Source organism: Duncaniella sp. (assembly GCF_029054785.1).
Classification (GTDB): Bacteria; Bacteroidota; Bacteroidia; order Bacteroidales; family Muribaculaceae; genus Duncaniella.
The window spans coordinates 18,892-33,991 of record NZ_JAIDEN010000166.1; the positions used below are offsets into that span (position 1 = coordinate 18,892).

Below are 15,100 nucleotides of genomic sequence, written 5' to 3' on the forward strand. Positions count from 1 at the left end.
ATAAAAATGTATAATGCATCAACTAATATTCTAATTTACAAGCTTGGCCGAACGAGAGCCGCCATGAGAACTCACGGCTACGATTACAGTTGTCGCAGGGAGGTCGGCAAAACGCACCACCTCATCCGCGCCAAATCCTCCGGGCAGACTGTGCACAGCCAATCGCACACCCGCCAGAGTATAGACGGACACCTCGACGGAGTCTGCAATATCCAGACCGGACACGCACAAGTCGCGCCCCTCACGCCAAGCCCTGAACTGCATCTGCCACTCAACTGTCTCGATTCCGCTTCTTGATGTGATCTCGAAAGGAGCCGAAAAAACCGTAAGCCACTGTCCGCCGTCAGTCAGTCCGCGCAAATTCATCTGATGCGTACCCTCCGATAGATTGTCAGTGGGCACTGTGAAAGAGTAGTCCGTACCGTTGCCTGAAACCTCAATCGCATTACCTTCACCGGGATCATCGTCCACATAATATTCCATTTCAGTCAGGTTATAGCTGTCAAGCACATAGAGCGGAAGAGTGCGGGTGGAGGTCCAGGTCATACGGCTGTCACGAGCACGCATTGAAATGATATGTGCTCCGGGGCTGAGATCAGCCGTTGGCACCATAAATATATTGTCACCATCGTCAGATGCCTCCAGAATGTTGGCGTTACCGACTCCCGGATCGTTGTCAATGAACCATTCGAGCGCCATGCCGTTGGAAGTCACAAGAAAAGTCTTCGAAATAAGCCCTGTCCAGGTTCCGTCACTGTTCTTCGAACGGAGATTCAGAGTGTGTACGCCTGACGAAAGCGATTGGGTCGGGACGCTGAACATCATGCCGTCAAAACCGGCGGAAACACTCACTCCGTTACCTTCGCCCGGATCGGCATCGATGAAATACTCTGCCTCACATGGGGTCGCACCTTCACAGATATAAAGCGTACGGGTTATGGTCGGAGTCCACCGGCCACTGTCATCACATGCCCGGAACGATATAATATGAACACCCGGTGTCAGGTCTGACAGAGAGACAGAAAAATCATTGTCTCCTTCCTCAGCGGCAAATGCCAGACCGTTGCCAATGCCCTTGTCTCCGTTGACAGACACTTCGATCCGCAAGCCACTTTGAGCCGAAGCAACAAAGCCTGATAAAGCCACGGTCATGACTGCCGGCAGGAGCATCCGCAAATACGGACGGAAGAGATAGGATGCCGGTTTCATTCTGAAATTCCCAATCTGACTGTAACCTTCAATTCCTCACCCTTTACAACCGACTGGGGCATCTCTATATCCTTGATCACAGGTCCTGCGACGAGACCGGAGAGCACATAAGGATCCTTACCTGCAAACGCACCGGCGGTGACAGTTAGTCCTGCTTCAATCGCCTTTATCTCTTTGTCGGAGGAACTGTTGCCATAGATTTTGGTAGCGGACCCACTTAACAGATAGTTGCCGGTATAGGTATTTGAAACGCCGGCGCTTGTCAGTGATGTTCCGATGTTATGTTCGATCGTCGATCCGGTCACATAAACCAACGAACATTCGTTTGTCACAAATGTGTTGTATGCGATAACCGACTGATCGATATTTCTGATATGCACATTGTTCGATCGTGCGAAAATGTTATTTGTAATCTGAATGAACGTACAGGATGAGCTGTAACTGTCACGCATAATATTGCCAAGTATGAAATTCTGATGAAAGACAACATTACTTATGGCATTTTCCGTATATGAGAAATCATTACCCAAGAGTATGTTCCTGATATTGTTACGGGTGACAACCACATTGTTTGCATACACTGTAAGTGTGCCGCTGACGGTGACGCCGGTGATCTTCACATCCTCGTGATATACTTTTATTGTGTTGAATTTTGCAGGCTGGACATTTTCCGTGGTGACTTCATTCTCTTTCAGATAATATCCGGGGCCTTGGAGAGTGATCCGTTTCGAGATCTCAATGTCTCCATAAGAATCATTGGAGCCGTCTACTATAATGACATCTCCGTCCTTGGCATCGACAAGTGCATCAGCAACCGAGGTATAGATAGCGCCTGAACCGGATGTGTTGTTTACGCGGAGTGTAGCCGAGAATGCAGGAGCGGCGATAATCGCCGCAAGCACTGAAAACAGTATTTTTTTCATTTAGTCACTTATTTACGTATATTCGAGGTTTTCAAAGGCGGAATCATATATCCCGTATCTCCCATGACGGAGCTTAGGATCCGGTCACAAAATTAGAGATTTTAGCATAATCAGATTTTCACACGTTCTTGTGAGAAATGCCCAACGTCCTGTTAATATTCGTTAAAAGCCCGGTAACTGAAGTGTTGCCGGGCGCAAAAAGGGTGTCAGAAACAGCCGTCAGGCTGACACCAATGGAGTCCGGCTTCCTGCCGGACGGCTTCTGAACTGGCTGTCGCGGAGTTTGGCATAGGCCCTGAGATATTTGCGGAGGCCCGACACCATCTCCTGGGTTTCCTGCAACATATTCATATAGACGTAGAGCACTGTCATCGAAGCCGCATCACCTTCGCGCAGCTGGTCATGAAGACGGTGGGAGGTATCCGAGATGGAGTCCTTAATCTCATCGCAATGGCGGCGCAGCACGGGGATCGGATCCGTCACTCCGGTGCCCATCATGGCCAGAGTGTCGTTGAAAAGCACCGCTACACTGCCACATATCTTTTCAAATTCTGCTATATATGCCGACGGGAGGGGTAAAAAATTGTTTTCAACATGTTCTTTGCAGATCTCGTTGATACGACGCAGGTTATAGAGTATGCCCATGCAGCAGTTGTTGCTCAGATAAAACCACGTGCTTTTCTCGATGGCAGTCTCATGCGTCACCTGACGCAGACAGAGAGTCTCCTTGCGGCGGTCGTTTTTCAAGACGCTTTTTTCGCGCTCCAGAGCGGATTCGGCTTTTTCGAGCACTCTGACATTTTCTCCGATGAAAGCCTTCGTAATCCCGGCGTATGATTCCCCGGCATAAGCCAGGAATTTTTCCTGACGCTGCGTGATGTAGAGAAGCAGCAGATTCCATGTCTCGCTTTTGTCAACGGAGGATATGATGGTCTGAAAGAGCACATCGCCGTTCTCCTCCTGCTTGCGGGCCTTGAAACGGCGGTTGCTGCGGATGATCAGGAAGATGGTCAGGATGCCGAGGGAGATCATCACCCAATGGCCTCCGAGGTGCATGAGCAGAACGATCATACCTGCGCCGATAAAGGCCGCCCCGGCTGTGATGAACCAGCCGCCGATGACAGAAATGACACCTGTGATGCGGAACACGGCACTCTCACGCCCCCAGGCCCGGTCGGCAAGCGAGGTTCCCATAGCCACCATAAAGGTCACGAATGTGGTTGAGAGCGGCAGTTTCAGCGAAGTGCCAAGTGCGATGAGCGCCCCTGCCAACACCAGATTGACCGATCCGCGGATCAGGTCGAAGGAGGCACCTTGCTCCATGATTGTATCGTCGGCATTGAAACGCCTGTTGAACCAGCGGCGGACATGGGGAGGGGTCACACCGCGCACCCATGCGATGAATCTCAGCGCCCAGCGGACAAGCCTGCGGGCGATGCGCGACGAGCCGAACATCTCCTCGCCCCCCTGCTGCGACCCAAGTCCGATTTCGGTCTTGGCCACGTTGCGGGTCTTTTTCGAGGTGGCAAGCGAGACAACCATTATCACTCCCGCACCGATGAGAAAGTAGACCGGCGTCCCGGCAGGTCCGTTCAGCGAATCCATCATGAAACCTGTGGCATCGCCGCCTCCATTGGCCATATAATCCTGATAGGAAGCCAGACCGCTCAGAGGCACTCCGATGAAGTTGACAAGGTCATTGCCGGCAAAGGCCATCGCAAGCGCGAATGTCCCCATCATGACAACTACTTTCAGCACATTGACATTCAGCCAGTGCAGGATCTGCATGAACACAGTGAAGAAAACCAGACTGCCGCCAAGCACAAGCATCGTGTTGCTGTTGATCCATGCCTTTATCTCCGGAGTCATGAAAGACATGTCCTTGACACCTTTCAGCAGAAGGAAATAGATGATTGCCGTGGCGCAGATTCCACCGAAAATGCCGATTTTCCATTTCATCCGGCTACGGTAGTCAAACGAGAATATCATTCGGGAAATGAACTGCACGACCGTGCCGAATACAAAAGCTATCGCCACGGAGAGGAATATTCCGAGTATCACCGACAGCGCTTTTTCAGTGTTGAGCAGGTCATTGAATCCGAGATCTGTCCCTCCGGCCATTTTGATCAGCGCTACCACGAAAGTTGCACCCAAAAGTTCGAACACCATCGAGACAGTGGTCGAAGTGGGCATTCCGAGCGTGTTGAACACGTCAAGCAGGATAATGTCTGTGACCATCACTGCCATGAAAATGCAGATCAGGTCATAAAATGAAAAATGTTCCGGCCGGAAAATGCCGTGACGGGCAATATCCATCATTCCGTTGCTCATGGCCGCCCCGATAAACACACCGACCGAGGCCACAATGAGTATCCGTTTAAATGATGCAGCCTTGGATCCGATGGCTGAATTCAAGAAATTTACCGCATCGTTGCTCACTCCCACCGACAGGTCGAATACGGCCAGAAGAAACAGGAAGATCACAACGCAGAGAAACAAGATGTCCATAATTCAGGAGTTCGTTTATATTCGCATTAGAAGGATCAGAAAATCCGTGTACAAAATAAACACCTGAATATTTCAAAAATGTTTCAAAAACTTTAATCTATCATTAAACAGTTCTGATCCAGCGGCAGCATTATCGTAAAAAGCAAGCCTCCGGAGGCCTGCTCGGCGACTCGGATAGAGCCGTTGTGAAGCAGGACGGCATTCTTGACGATCGACAGTCCGAGGCCTGTTCCGCCCGACGCGCGCGAGCGTCCTTTGTCCACCCGGTAGAAGCGTTCAAACAGATGGTCGATATGGTCCGGACCGACTCCGCAACCGTTGTCGGAAACCGAAATGACAACCTTGTCACGATAACAGCCGAGGGTCTTCACCTCAACCTTTGTGCCCCCGCTGTAAGCGATGGCGTTTTCAATCAGATTGTAAAAGACCGATGCCAGAAGACCTTCATTCCCAATCATCGGAAGCGGCCCACGGACATCAGAGTCAATCACCATGCCTTTGGCCTCGGCGGCAAGGGCGCAGTCAGACACGACATCTCCGATGACTGCGGCCAGGTCAACCGGTCCGCGCGAGATGACCTTCCCGCCGTCGTCCATACGGGTTATCAGTGCCACATCCGCCAACAGGCGTTTGAGTCTGACTGCATTGGCAAGACTGCGTTCGAGAAACTCCTGCCGCTTTTCGGGCGCCATGTTCTCATGGGCCAGCAAAGTCTCGATGCAGACCTGGATTGAAGCCACAGGCGTTTTCAGTTCGTGGTTGATATTGTTTGTCAGCTGCTTCTTTATCCGCTCCTTTTCCTGCTGCTGGTGCATGGCGCAGGCATGTTCACGGTCACGGTCCGAGACGGCTTGCTGGAGACGGGCATAAAGCCTGACTATGTGGTTCGAGATCTCTCCCAGTTCGTCGTGGGGAAAAGGTTCAGTGTCGGTTATCCGCTCACCTCGCTCGGCACTCGCGGCAAAGCGGCTGAGCCTTGAGACATGCTGGGCCACACGGCGTGTTGCAATAAAGCCCAACACGCAGAACAGCACCATCACGCCCCCTGAAATCCACAGGAAGGTGAAATCGGCTCTGAGAACATGGCTCAGGGGGAGTGAATAAGGCAAGGCCGTGCGGATGATCATCCCGTCAGGAGTACGCGTAGCCGAATAGAAATAGGTCGAACCGGTGCTTTCACTGTGACGTCGAAGCGAATATCCGGTACCGTATCTCACAGCCTCGGCGATCTCCTTTCGGTTGAGATGGCTGGAGCCGGGAAGATGGTCAAGCGAATTGTCATAGATGACTTTGCCGCCGCTGTCGATGATGCTGACACGTATGTCACCGACGGGCTGCAACTCCCCAAGGCGGATCTCCGACATAGACTTGCCGTCAGCCAGTTCGCTTGAAATATAGTTGTTGATCAGCTGGAGCTGCGAATTCAGTTCCGCTGCCTTGAATTCCTTCTCTCTGTTGTATTGAAAAACCACAAAACAGCCCACAAGCAGCAGCGAGTAGACCAGCAGCCAGACATAAAGCCGGCGCCAGTAAGCACCTTTAGTCCACAAATCCATAGCCGTATCCTGAGCGGGTCTTGATATGGGATCCATATCGGCCTATTTTCTGACGGATGCGGGTGATATTGACATCCACAACTCTGTCAAGGACCACTACCTCCTCAGGCCATATCTCCCTGAGCAGCTCCTCGCGTGTGAACACACGTCCGATATTGCCAAGCATTTTCCGGAGGATCTCAAATTCCTTTTTGGGCAGGCGCACTTCCTCTCCGTCGACAAGACAGAGCTTTTTTGAAGGAATTACGGTCAGCCCCTCGAAGGAGATCTTTTCGCAATCTCCCTGATTGGCCGACGGATTGGCCCGGCGCAACACGGTCTTCACTCTCGCCATCACATTGCGCAGCGAATAGGGCTTCACGATATAATCGTCGGCACCGAGTTCCAGCCCCTCGATCATATCGTCTTCCGCATCCTTGGCCGTGCAGAAGATGACCGGCACCGACGCAGTCACCGGATTGGCCTTGAGGATCCTGGCAAGCTGCAATCCGGAGATCTCGCCCATCATTATGTCCAGGAGGATCAGGTCAAACCCGCTTATGTCCATGCTCAGCACCTCTTCCGCGCTATGGGCCACAGCCACTTCATAGCCCTCGGCCTCAAGATTGAATCGCAAAGCCTCGCAGAGAGTCTCTTCATCGTCGACAACCAACAGTCTTTTGCTCATAAGTTGCTCTGAGTGTGTTTAAACGTAATATCTATCCGTAAATTTACGGTGATTCCGTAAACCGGCAATCAGACAAACAAAAATTTCACAAAAGTTTAACGATTCCGGCCTGAAATAATAACAACCGAACCCGGCAAGTGTTATGGTAGCCGGATCATTTTACCGGAATCGACACAGTCGCAGATTTCAGTCCCGGCGCTGTTGCTGTAAGTGTAAGCACTCCAGGCTGAGTGCCGCTTTGTACTATCGCCGTCAGACGCCCGTTGAACAGATGCATTTCAGGAAGATGAAATAGGTCAAGCGATGTCGCATCACCGTTGGCCGCCGCACGATACTTTCCTGCTCCTCTGACATTGAATTTCACCAACCGGCTGTCTGAAGGACAGAGATTACCCTCGCGGTCAACGACTGACACCGTGATATAGGCCAGATCATCGCCATCGGCCCGCAGGCTCTCCACAACAGGTTCCAATCTGAGCGCATAGGGCTTACCGGCAGTTCTGACAATCTTTTCAGCCGCAGGTCTGCCGTCGCTGTCATAGGCCACGACGCGGATCTCTCCCGGCTCATAGACCGCATCCATCCACATCAGCCTGTAACGGCGCAGAAGAGCGAGCGAGTCCGACGATGCAGACGCTTCCGACGGCGTCAGACGGCGCTGACGACCCTGACTGACTCCGTTGATCCAAAGCTCGGCCTCCGGGAATGAGGTATAAACCATCACCGGAGTGGTCTGTCCTTCCCGTCCGGGCCATGTCCAGTGAGGGACGATATGCAGAGTGGTGTCACGGCTGTTCCAGTGACTGCGGTAAAGATAGTAGCGGTCCTTCGGAATCGAGGCAAGATCTATGATGCCGAACAGTGAACTGTGGCTCGGCCATGCGTCGGTATTGTAGGGAGAGGGTTCGCCAAGATAGTCAAAACCGGTCCACACAAACTGCCCCATTGTCCAAGGATAGTCCTCGGCAAGCGCAAAATCGACATCCGGAATATTTGCCCATGAACAATGCTCGGTATCGTAGCCTGAGGACTGATGGTCGGGATACATGGCTGTCCCCGAAACCCTCACCGGAAATTTATAAACTCCGCGCGAACTGACAGTCGAAGCCGTCTCTGAACCGAGGATCACTCCCTGTGGCAGATTCTCATAAGCCTCCTTGTAGCGGTGAGTGCGATAATTCAGCCCCGGAACATCAATCATGGATGCGAATCCGTTGTCAAGCACACAAGAGACCTGGTCCATGCCGCAGGTGACAGGACGCGTAGGATCTTCGCGGTGACAGATGTCCTGGAGGAATTTCGCCACACGATAGCCCTCGTCACTGCACTGGGTAGGGACTTCATTGCCGATCGACCACATAACAACCGAGGGGTGGTTGCGATACTGATGCAGCATATTGACCATATCGCGCTCGGCCCATTCGTCGAAAAAGCGGTGATAGCCGTTCTTACACTTTGCGATGTCCCATTCGTCGAAAGGTTCCACCATCATCATGAAGCCCATCTCGTCACAAAGGCTGACTAGTTCTGGCGCAGGCATATTGTGTGAGGTGCGTATCGCATCGCAGCCCATATCTTTCAGAAGTCTCAGCTGATGGCGAAGGGCGGAAGTGTTGACCGCAGCCCCAAGCGGTCCGAGATCGTGGTGATTGCAGACTCCCTGAAATTTACGGTGTCGGCCATTGAGGAAAAATCCCCGTTCGGGAATGATCTCCACCGAGCGGACACCAAAGCGGGTGTCGTAGGTGTCGACCACCCTCCCTGAACCATCGCACACCTGAGTTCTTGCAGTATAGAGCGCAGGCGACTCCGGTGACCAGAGAGCCGGAAAGGAGATCTCAAAATTCTGTTCGACGGGCAAACCGTGGTTTATGCGGCCTTCTGTTGTCCTGGATGCTACGGTTTTCCCTTCCGGTGACAGAATTTCGGTCTTCACCGTCAGATTTTCCGATCCTGAATTTTCGATCTTGGTCAGTAATCTCACTGTCGCGAAGTCTTCCCCGACATGTGGAGTCGTCACCTGCGTTCCCCAGACCGGAATATGTATCGAATCCGTCTCGACCACCCTCACATTGCGATAAAGGCCCGCTCCGGGATACCACCGCGAGGAAAACGGCTTGTTTTCCAGACGGACCGCAAGAATGTTGTCCGAACCGTCGCGGTTGAGGTAGGGAGTGACATCAAAATGAAATGAGTTATAGCCGAAGGGCCACTCCCCCACTTCCTGACCGTTGACCCACACACGGGCCTCGCTCATGGCACCGTCAAAGACCAGAGAGACCATCCTCCCGGCTGAGGCAGCGAAAGTTGTGCGGTACCAGCCACAGCCCATATAGGGAAGTCCGCCTGAACGGCCGGTCTTCAAAGTGGCCTTTTTCTCTCCGTCCTGCGTAACGGCAACTGTCTGCAAATCGTGTTTGCGGTCAAACGGGCCGTAAATCGCCCAGTCGTGTGGCACCGTGACAGACTGCCATTGCGAATCGTCAAAAGTTGTGAGCGAAGCCCGCGGACTGTCCTCCCGGCTGAAACGCCAGCCCTGGCGCAACAGTGTTTCACTGCGCTGCGCCATCATACAGGGAACAATCATCAGAACCGACAGAAGAGATAAGCAGATTTTCATGATGGAAGGTCAAATGTGATTATATTAAGAGTTACTTATAATGTGATCTTTTCTTTTAACGGCAGATCGGCTGAAGAATTGCCGACATAAATTACAAATTCACCAGGTTCGACAACGAAAGAGTGGCTTTCCATGTCGTAGAAAGAGAAAGCCTCGCTGTCAAGTACGATTGTAATCTCTCGGCTCTCTCCTGGTTTGAGACGCACTTTCTCAAAGCCCTTGAGCTCCCGGATCGGTCTGACAACACGGCATTCGCTGTCTCCGACATAGACCTGAGCGACTTCCGATGCCTCCACCTTTCCGGTGTTGGTCAGTGTAAACGAAACCTCAACCCGGTTGCCGCCCTGATTTTTCAGATTCAGGCCGGAAAACTCAAAAGTTGAATAGCTCAGTCCGAAACCGAAAGGATAGAGCGGGGCAATGCTGCTGCGGTCATAACCGCGATAGCCGGTAAAAATCCCTTCACGGTATTCCACATGACGGCATTCACGGGAATCCGAAGACCACACACGGGGCCTGTTGGCATAATAGTTGCCCCACGTGGGACTTTCCTCCAGCGAACGGTCATAAGAAATCGGCAGCTTGCCGGATGGAGAGACACGGCCTGTGAGGATCTCGGCAAGAGCCGTGCCTCCCTCCTGCCCCGGATACCAGGCCATCAGCAGAGCTTTTGCACAATCGCCCCAGCGGCGCAGGTCAACAGCGCCTCCGCTGTTGAGCACAACGACCAGATTCGGATTGACTGCGGCAATCTCTCTTATGAAGTTCTCCTCATATTCCGGCAGGGCGAAACTGCGGTCGAAGCCTTCACCCTCGATGTCGCCGTTGAATCCTGTGTTCAGAACTACGTTGTCTGCCCTCTTCAGAGCGCACTCAAGGCGGCGTCGGTCAAGGCTTTTGACCGAAAGTGTCACTTTTGCGCCTCCGCTGCTGTCAAAATAGTCAAGACGGAAACGATAAGTGCGGCCTCCTCTGACCGGATAGCACACCACACGCTCGCTGAACGAATGATTGCCCCAGTCACCGGCCACTATCGAGTCGTTGACATAAAGCCTGTAACCGTCATCACCGCCGACCCGGATTTTCAGCGTCTCATCTTTCTCAGGGACATAGACCGCAGACCATCGGACCGAAAAGCCGTCGTCAGGAAATCCGGGACAAGGTCCCGAATAAGCATAGTCGAAGTCCACCAGACTGTCCGTCCTCACGAGATCCGGACTGCCGCTGAGACTGATATTTTTGAAATAGCAGCCCGACAGTCCGCGGACCGACAATGTGGAATCGGTATGGAAGCGGCTGACAACATCCGTGTAAAGGTCTTCTTCCGAAAGACATGTCACCGAACGTGACATTTTTCTTATAGCCTTTGATAATGGAGTGACCGAAAAAGCGGACACAGACCCGCTTCCTCCGCCTGAGACAATCGTATCGGCATTTGCACCAAACACCACAGTGCGCCCTTTGAGCGGCAGGATTCCGCCTTCGTTTTTCAGCATCACTATGCCTTCGCGGGCAGTCTCCAGGGCCGTTTCTCGCGACGTGGCGCAGTCAAGCCCGATTTCAGCATCTCCGGCTTCGCGGTCAAGCAGTCCGAAAGCAATTAAAGTCTGGAGTATGTGCGCGACTTTCGCATCAATAGCAGCCATCGTCACACGGCCTGAAGCCAAGGCATCGCGCAGAAGCGAATCGGTGAAATGAACCGCCTTCGGCATTTCGAGATCCAGTCCGGCGTTGGCAGCGCTGACGGTCGAATAGACCGAAGTCCAGTCGCTCATCAACAGTCCGTCAAAGCCCCATTCATCACGCAGAATCCGTGTGTTAAGCCAGGAATGCTCTGTGGTATGCACACCGTTGAGCAGGTTATAGCTGCTCATCACAGCTCCTGTCCCCGCTTTCTGCACAGCTTTGCGGAAAGCAGGAAAATATATCTCCTGCAAGGTACGCTCGTCCACATCGCTGCTCACATGGTGGCGGCTCCACTCCTGATTGTTGGCCGCAAAGTGTTTGACGGTAGCGATCACGCCCCTCGACTGCACACCTTTAATATATTCGCATGCGATTTCAGATGTCAGATAGGGATCCTCTCCCATATATTCGAAGTTGCGCCCGCAAAGCGGCGAACGGTAGATATTGACTCCCGGACCAAGTAGGATGGAGACTCCACGCGCCCGTGCGTCATCACCGAGACTCTGCCCGTAGCGGTTGGCCACACCTCGGTTCCAGGTAGCGGCCGCAAGAATGCCGCAAGGGTAGAGTGTGCTGTGCGAACAGTGGTTTCTTATTCCCTGAGGACCGTCGGCAAGCAGAATGCGCGGAATGCCGAGACGTTCGATCGGACGCAGTGAAAAAGATGTCTCTCCTGACAGATATGAAAGTTTCTCGCCGAGAGTCATCCGGCTGACCAACTGACGCGCCCGGTCCTTGTCCTCTTTACTTATAGTGACCGCTGATGCCGCCGGCATACTGACAACCGTCAGCAACAGCAGCAGGATTGCTTTTCCAAATTTCATTCCGTTAGATTCAATTTAAGGGATTTTCCGTTGACTATCACATTATATTCCCCGGCCTCAAGGAAACGTTTTCCATCCGAATCGACGAAGCTCAGATCGCGCATCGGATCTATCGTGAAGGTATAGACCTCCGTCCGGCCCGGTTCGATATGCTTTTTCTCAAAATATTTGAGTTCTCTGACCGGACGGGTGATCGAGCAGTAAGGATCCGAGACAAACCACATGACAGTCTCATCTCCTGCCACAGATCCGGTGTTGGTCACAGCCACAGATACCTTGATCCTGTCACCGCGCCGGAAATCAGTGGCCGAGGCCGTAAGATCTCCGTAAGCGTAAGTCGTGTAACTCAGACCGTGACCGAACGGATAGAGAGGCTCGCTCGTTATGTCCTGATAGAATCCCTGGTGGTGACGGCCGCTCTTGCGCCGGTTGTAATAGATCGGAATCTGCCCCGCGGAGTATGGGAAAGTTATCGCCAGTTTGCCGGAAGGGTTGATGCGTCCGGACAGAATTCCGGCCACGGCATCGCCTCCTTTCACTCCCGGTTGCCAGGCTTCGAGAATGGCATTGGCCATCGGTTCGAGACGGTTCAGCTCAAGCGGACGACCGTTGGAAAGCACAATCACAAGCGGTTTTCCGCATCGGGCAATCTCAGCGGCCAGTTCCTCCTGGATAGCAGGCAGAGAGATCGACGAGCGCGAAGCATTTTCGCCGCTCCATTTCATGTTCTCGCCCAGGCAGAGGACTACGACATCTGCCCAAGCAGCGGTATCGGCGGCAGCCTTAAAACCGGAGCGGTCATTGCCGTCGCGACGGCAGCCTTCCGCATAGCGGATTTCCGCTTTCCCACCGAATTCCTTCACAATTCCATCCCAGAAAGTGGTGACAGTCTCAGGGTCGCCATGTCCGCACCATGATCCGAACAGATCCCACTTGTCGCGGGCAAGGGGGCCGATTACAGCTATACGCCTGACATCCTTGAACGGCAATATCTGTGTAGAGTCATTTTTCAGCAACACCATTGATTCGGCGGCCAGCTGTCCGGCTGTCTCAAGTGACGAAGGACGCAGGAAACGGTCAGGCACTTCCGGAGTATATGGATTGTCGAAAAGTCCGAGACGGAACTTGACGCGCAGGACTCTTCTGACAGCGTCATCGACTGTCTGCTGCGACACTTTCCCCTCAGCAACCAGATCCGCAAGATGGCGGTCATAGGCGTGGCTCATCATGTCCATCTCCAGACCTGCATTGAGAGCGCGCCATGCGGCCTCGCGCTTGTCAGCGGCAAATCCCTGGTTTTTCAGCTGCTCGATGGCTCCCCAGTCGCTCACGATGAAACCGTCATGCTTCCAGCGCTTTTTAAGGATCTCGGTCATTGTGTAGCGGTTGGCGGATCCGGGCACACCGCTGATGTCGTTGAACGAACTCATGAGCGTAGCCGCACCGGCTTTCACTCCGGCCTCGTAGGGAGGAAGATAAGTGTCCCAAAGAGTCTGAGGCGACACTTCGGTATAGACATAGTCACGTCCTGCCTCGGAAGCGCCATAGCCGACATAATGCTTCAGACATGCCGCAACCGATGTGGAATCAGACAACTTCTTGCCCTGATAGCCTCTGACAGAAGCCTCACAGAAGACGGCATTGGTATATGGATCCTCGCCATATCCCTCGGCAACACGTCCCCAGCGCGGATCACGCGCCACATCAATCATCGGAGAGAATGTCCAGTCGACACCTGACATACGGGCTTCCTGGGCGGAAACAGCACAAGCCTTTCTGACCAATGCAGGATTCCAGGAGCAGGCCTGGGCAAGAGAGATGGGATAGATGGTGCGGAAACCATGGATCGCATCATAGCCGAAAATCACAGGTATTCCCAGACGGGATTCCTCGACGGCACGGCGCTGCATGGCATTGCGCAGGCCCGGATCGGTGTCAAAATAAATCAGAGATCCGATCTCCGCCGGAATTTCCTTCACCTCTTCACCGATATTGTTGGCATTGTTGTTGCGGCCAAGAGTATACTGATTGAGCTGAAGCACCTTCTCGTCAAGAGTCATTCTTGCCAAGAGGTCGGCGACGCGGATCTCAACCGGGACACGGCTGTCTTTATACAGCGGCATGGATGGCTCCATTGCGCTGAGATCCGTGATTTCCGAGGGCCTGAGAACTGCTGCATGAGCGGCGGCGCGGGCGGCGCGGGCAAGATCGGGATTCATCCCGGCGGGAAGATAGGTATTGCCGGTGACATCTTTACCAAAGAGTTTCTCATACCAGGCGCAGGCTGCTGTAAAGCGGCCTATTCCAAGGTCAAGATGATAGCCGTCACGGTTCAGATTGTCACCTATGTATGAGGTGCGTGCATTCTGGATGGCTGTACCGGCAGGCACGATTGTCTTTATCTTAGCCGCTTTGGCAGCCCGGTCATTGGCCCCGACAATCGCACGATACATCGTCAGCTGGTCTCGTCCGTAGTTTCCGAAACCGCTATGTCCGGCGCCCTGCTGATAGGCCCAGGTCTGATGGAGCACAATTCCGGCTTTCTTCGGGGCCTTTGCTTTCACATAGGCAAGCAACTCCGGCAGAAAGGCGGCATAAGTGTCATAGATTCCTGACAAGGGACTGGCCTGTTGCATGGATACATAGTCCCAGGCTTCATCGGCGAGAGCATCAGCGACGGAAGCGTTTTTTGTCTCATGCATCCTGCCGTCGGCACCGATCTTGCGGTAGACATAGTCATGTCTGTCATCGCGCACGTTGTTGAGATGACGTTCAAGCGAGCATCCGCCGATGAATAGATTGCCGATGACAGCCGTGTCTCCGTCAGCCGCAGCGATCTCATGGAGATTCTGTTCGACGGCATCGCGGGAAAAGCTGTTGCCTATGGCAAGGATTCTTAAGGTCCGTGCCTGGAGACTCAACACCGACACGAACACGAACAAACTCAGTATCAATCTGCTTTTCATGATTACAAGAAATTATGAATGGAGATAGTAGGGGGATTTGATCTAAAAAAATTCTTCTGTGATTTCTTAGAGAGTGTTTAGTTTTAACTGAAATTTAATTTTACAAGTGAGCAAGGAGCAATTTAATCGTTGCGAAGTCAA

Annotated in this window: 8 protein-coding genes and 1 pseudogene; all 9 read right to left on the minus strand. The window is 52.9% G+C overall.

From position 1 onward, the window contains the following. Positions 1 to 30: 30 nt before the first annotated feature. On the minus strand, positions 31 to 1,209 hold the full coding sequence (locus tag K2H17_RS10190) for a hypothetical protein (protein ID WP_300134433.1): 1,179 nt from the start codon (positions 1,207 to 1,209) through the stop codon (positions 31 to 33). Continuing rightward, complete coding sequence (locus K2H17_RS10195) at positions 1,206 to 2,132, minus strand: hypothetical protein (RefSeq protein WP_300134436.1); 927 nt, start codon at positions 2,130 to 2,132, stop codon at positions 1,206 to 1,208. The genes K2H17_RS10190 and K2H17_RS10195 overlap by 4 nt, the downstream gene beginning before the upstream one ends. Before the next feature lie 219 nt (positions 2,133 to 2,351). After that, positions 2,352 to 4,640, minus strand: a complete 2,289-nt coding sequence (locus K2H17_RS10200; RefSeq protein ID WP_300134439.1) for an inorganic phosphate transporter — start codon at positions 4,638 to 4,640, stop codon at positions 2,352 to 2,354. Between the two features lie 92 nt (positions 4,641 to 4,732). After that, positions 4,733 to 6,196, minus strand: coding sequence for an ATP-binding protein (locus K2H17_RS10205; RefSeq protein ID WP_300134442.1), 1,464 nt, complete (start codon positions 6,194 to 6,196; stop codon positions 4,733 to 4,735). Next, positions 6,180 to 6,863: a response regulator transcription factor gene (locus tag K2H17_RS10210; RefSeq protein ID WP_300134445.1), complete on the minus strand. Its 684-nt coding sequence runs from the start codon at positions 6,861 to 6,863 to the stop codon at positions 6,180 to 6,182. The genes K2H17_RS10205 and K2H17_RS10210 overlap by 17 nt, the downstream gene beginning before the upstream one ends. Before the next feature lie 154 nt (positions 6,864 to 7,017). After that, a complete protein-coding gene (locus tag K2H17_RS10215) occupies positions 7,018 to 9,483 on the minus strand; it encodes a glycoside hydrolase family 2 TIM barrel-domain containing protein (RefSeq protein WP_300134448.1) in 2,466 nt (821 codons plus the stop codon). 35 nt (positions 9,484 to 9,518) lie between these two features. Next, positions 9,519 to 11,993 (minus strand): glycoside hydrolase family 3 C-terminal domain-containing protein, encoded by a 2,475-nt coding sequence (locus K2H17_RS10220; protein WP_300134451.1) that lies wholly within the window; start codon positions 11,991 to 11,993, stop codon positions 9,519 to 9,521. Further along, on the minus strand, positions 11,990 to 14,128 hold the full coding sequence (locus K2H17_RS10225) for a glycoside hydrolase family 3 N-terminal domain-containing protein (protein WP_300134453.1): 2,139 nt from the start codon (positions 14,126 to 14,128) through the stop codon (positions 11,990 to 11,992). The genes K2H17_RS10220 and K2H17_RS10225 overlap by 4 nt, the downstream gene beginning before the upstream one ends. A gap of 48 nt (positions 14,129 to 14,176) precedes the next feature. Continuing rightward, a pseudogene (locus tag K2H17_RS10230) lies at positions 14,177 to 14,959 on the minus strand (DUF4886 domain-containing protein); the annotation flags it as partial. Positions 14,960 to 15,100 lie beyond the last annotated feature (141 nt).

Excerpts from the sequence above, each read along its gene's own strand:
- K2H17_RS10210 (WP_300134445.1), bottom strand. The coding sequence starts at position 6,863 with ATGAGCAAAAGACTGTTGGTTGTCGACGATGAAGAGACTCTCTGCGAG.
- K2H17_RS10215 (WP_300134448.1), bottom strand. The coding sequence starts at position 9,483 with ATGAAAATCTGCTTATCTCTTCTGTCGGTTCTGATGATTGTTCCCTGT.
- K2H17_RS10195 (WP_300134436.1), bottom strand. The coding sequence starts at position 2,132 with ATGAAAAAAATACTGTTTTCAGTGCTTGCGGCGATTATCGCCGCTCCT.
- K2H17_RS10220 (WP_300134451.1), bottom strand. The coding sequence starts at position 11,993 with ATGAAATTTGGAAAAGCAATCCTGCTGCTGTTGCTGACGGTTGTCAGT.
- K2H17_RS10205 (WP_300134442.1), bottom strand. The coding sequence starts at position 6,196 with ATGGATTTGTGGACTAAAGGTGCTTACTGGCGCCGGCTTTATGTCTGG.
- K2H17_RS10190 (WP_300134433.1), bottom strand. The coding sequence starts at position 1,209 with ATGAAACCGGCATCCTATCTCTTCCGTCCGTATTTGCGGATGCTCCTG.
- K2H17_RS10225 (WP_300134453.1), bottom strand. The coding sequence starts at position 14,128 with ATGGAGCCATCCATGCCGCTGTATAAAGACAGCCGTGTCCCGGTTGAG.
- K2H17_RS10200 (WP_300134439.1), bottom strand. The coding sequence starts at position 4,640 with ATGGACATCTTGTTTCTCTGCGTTGTGATCTTCCTGTTTCTTCTGGCC.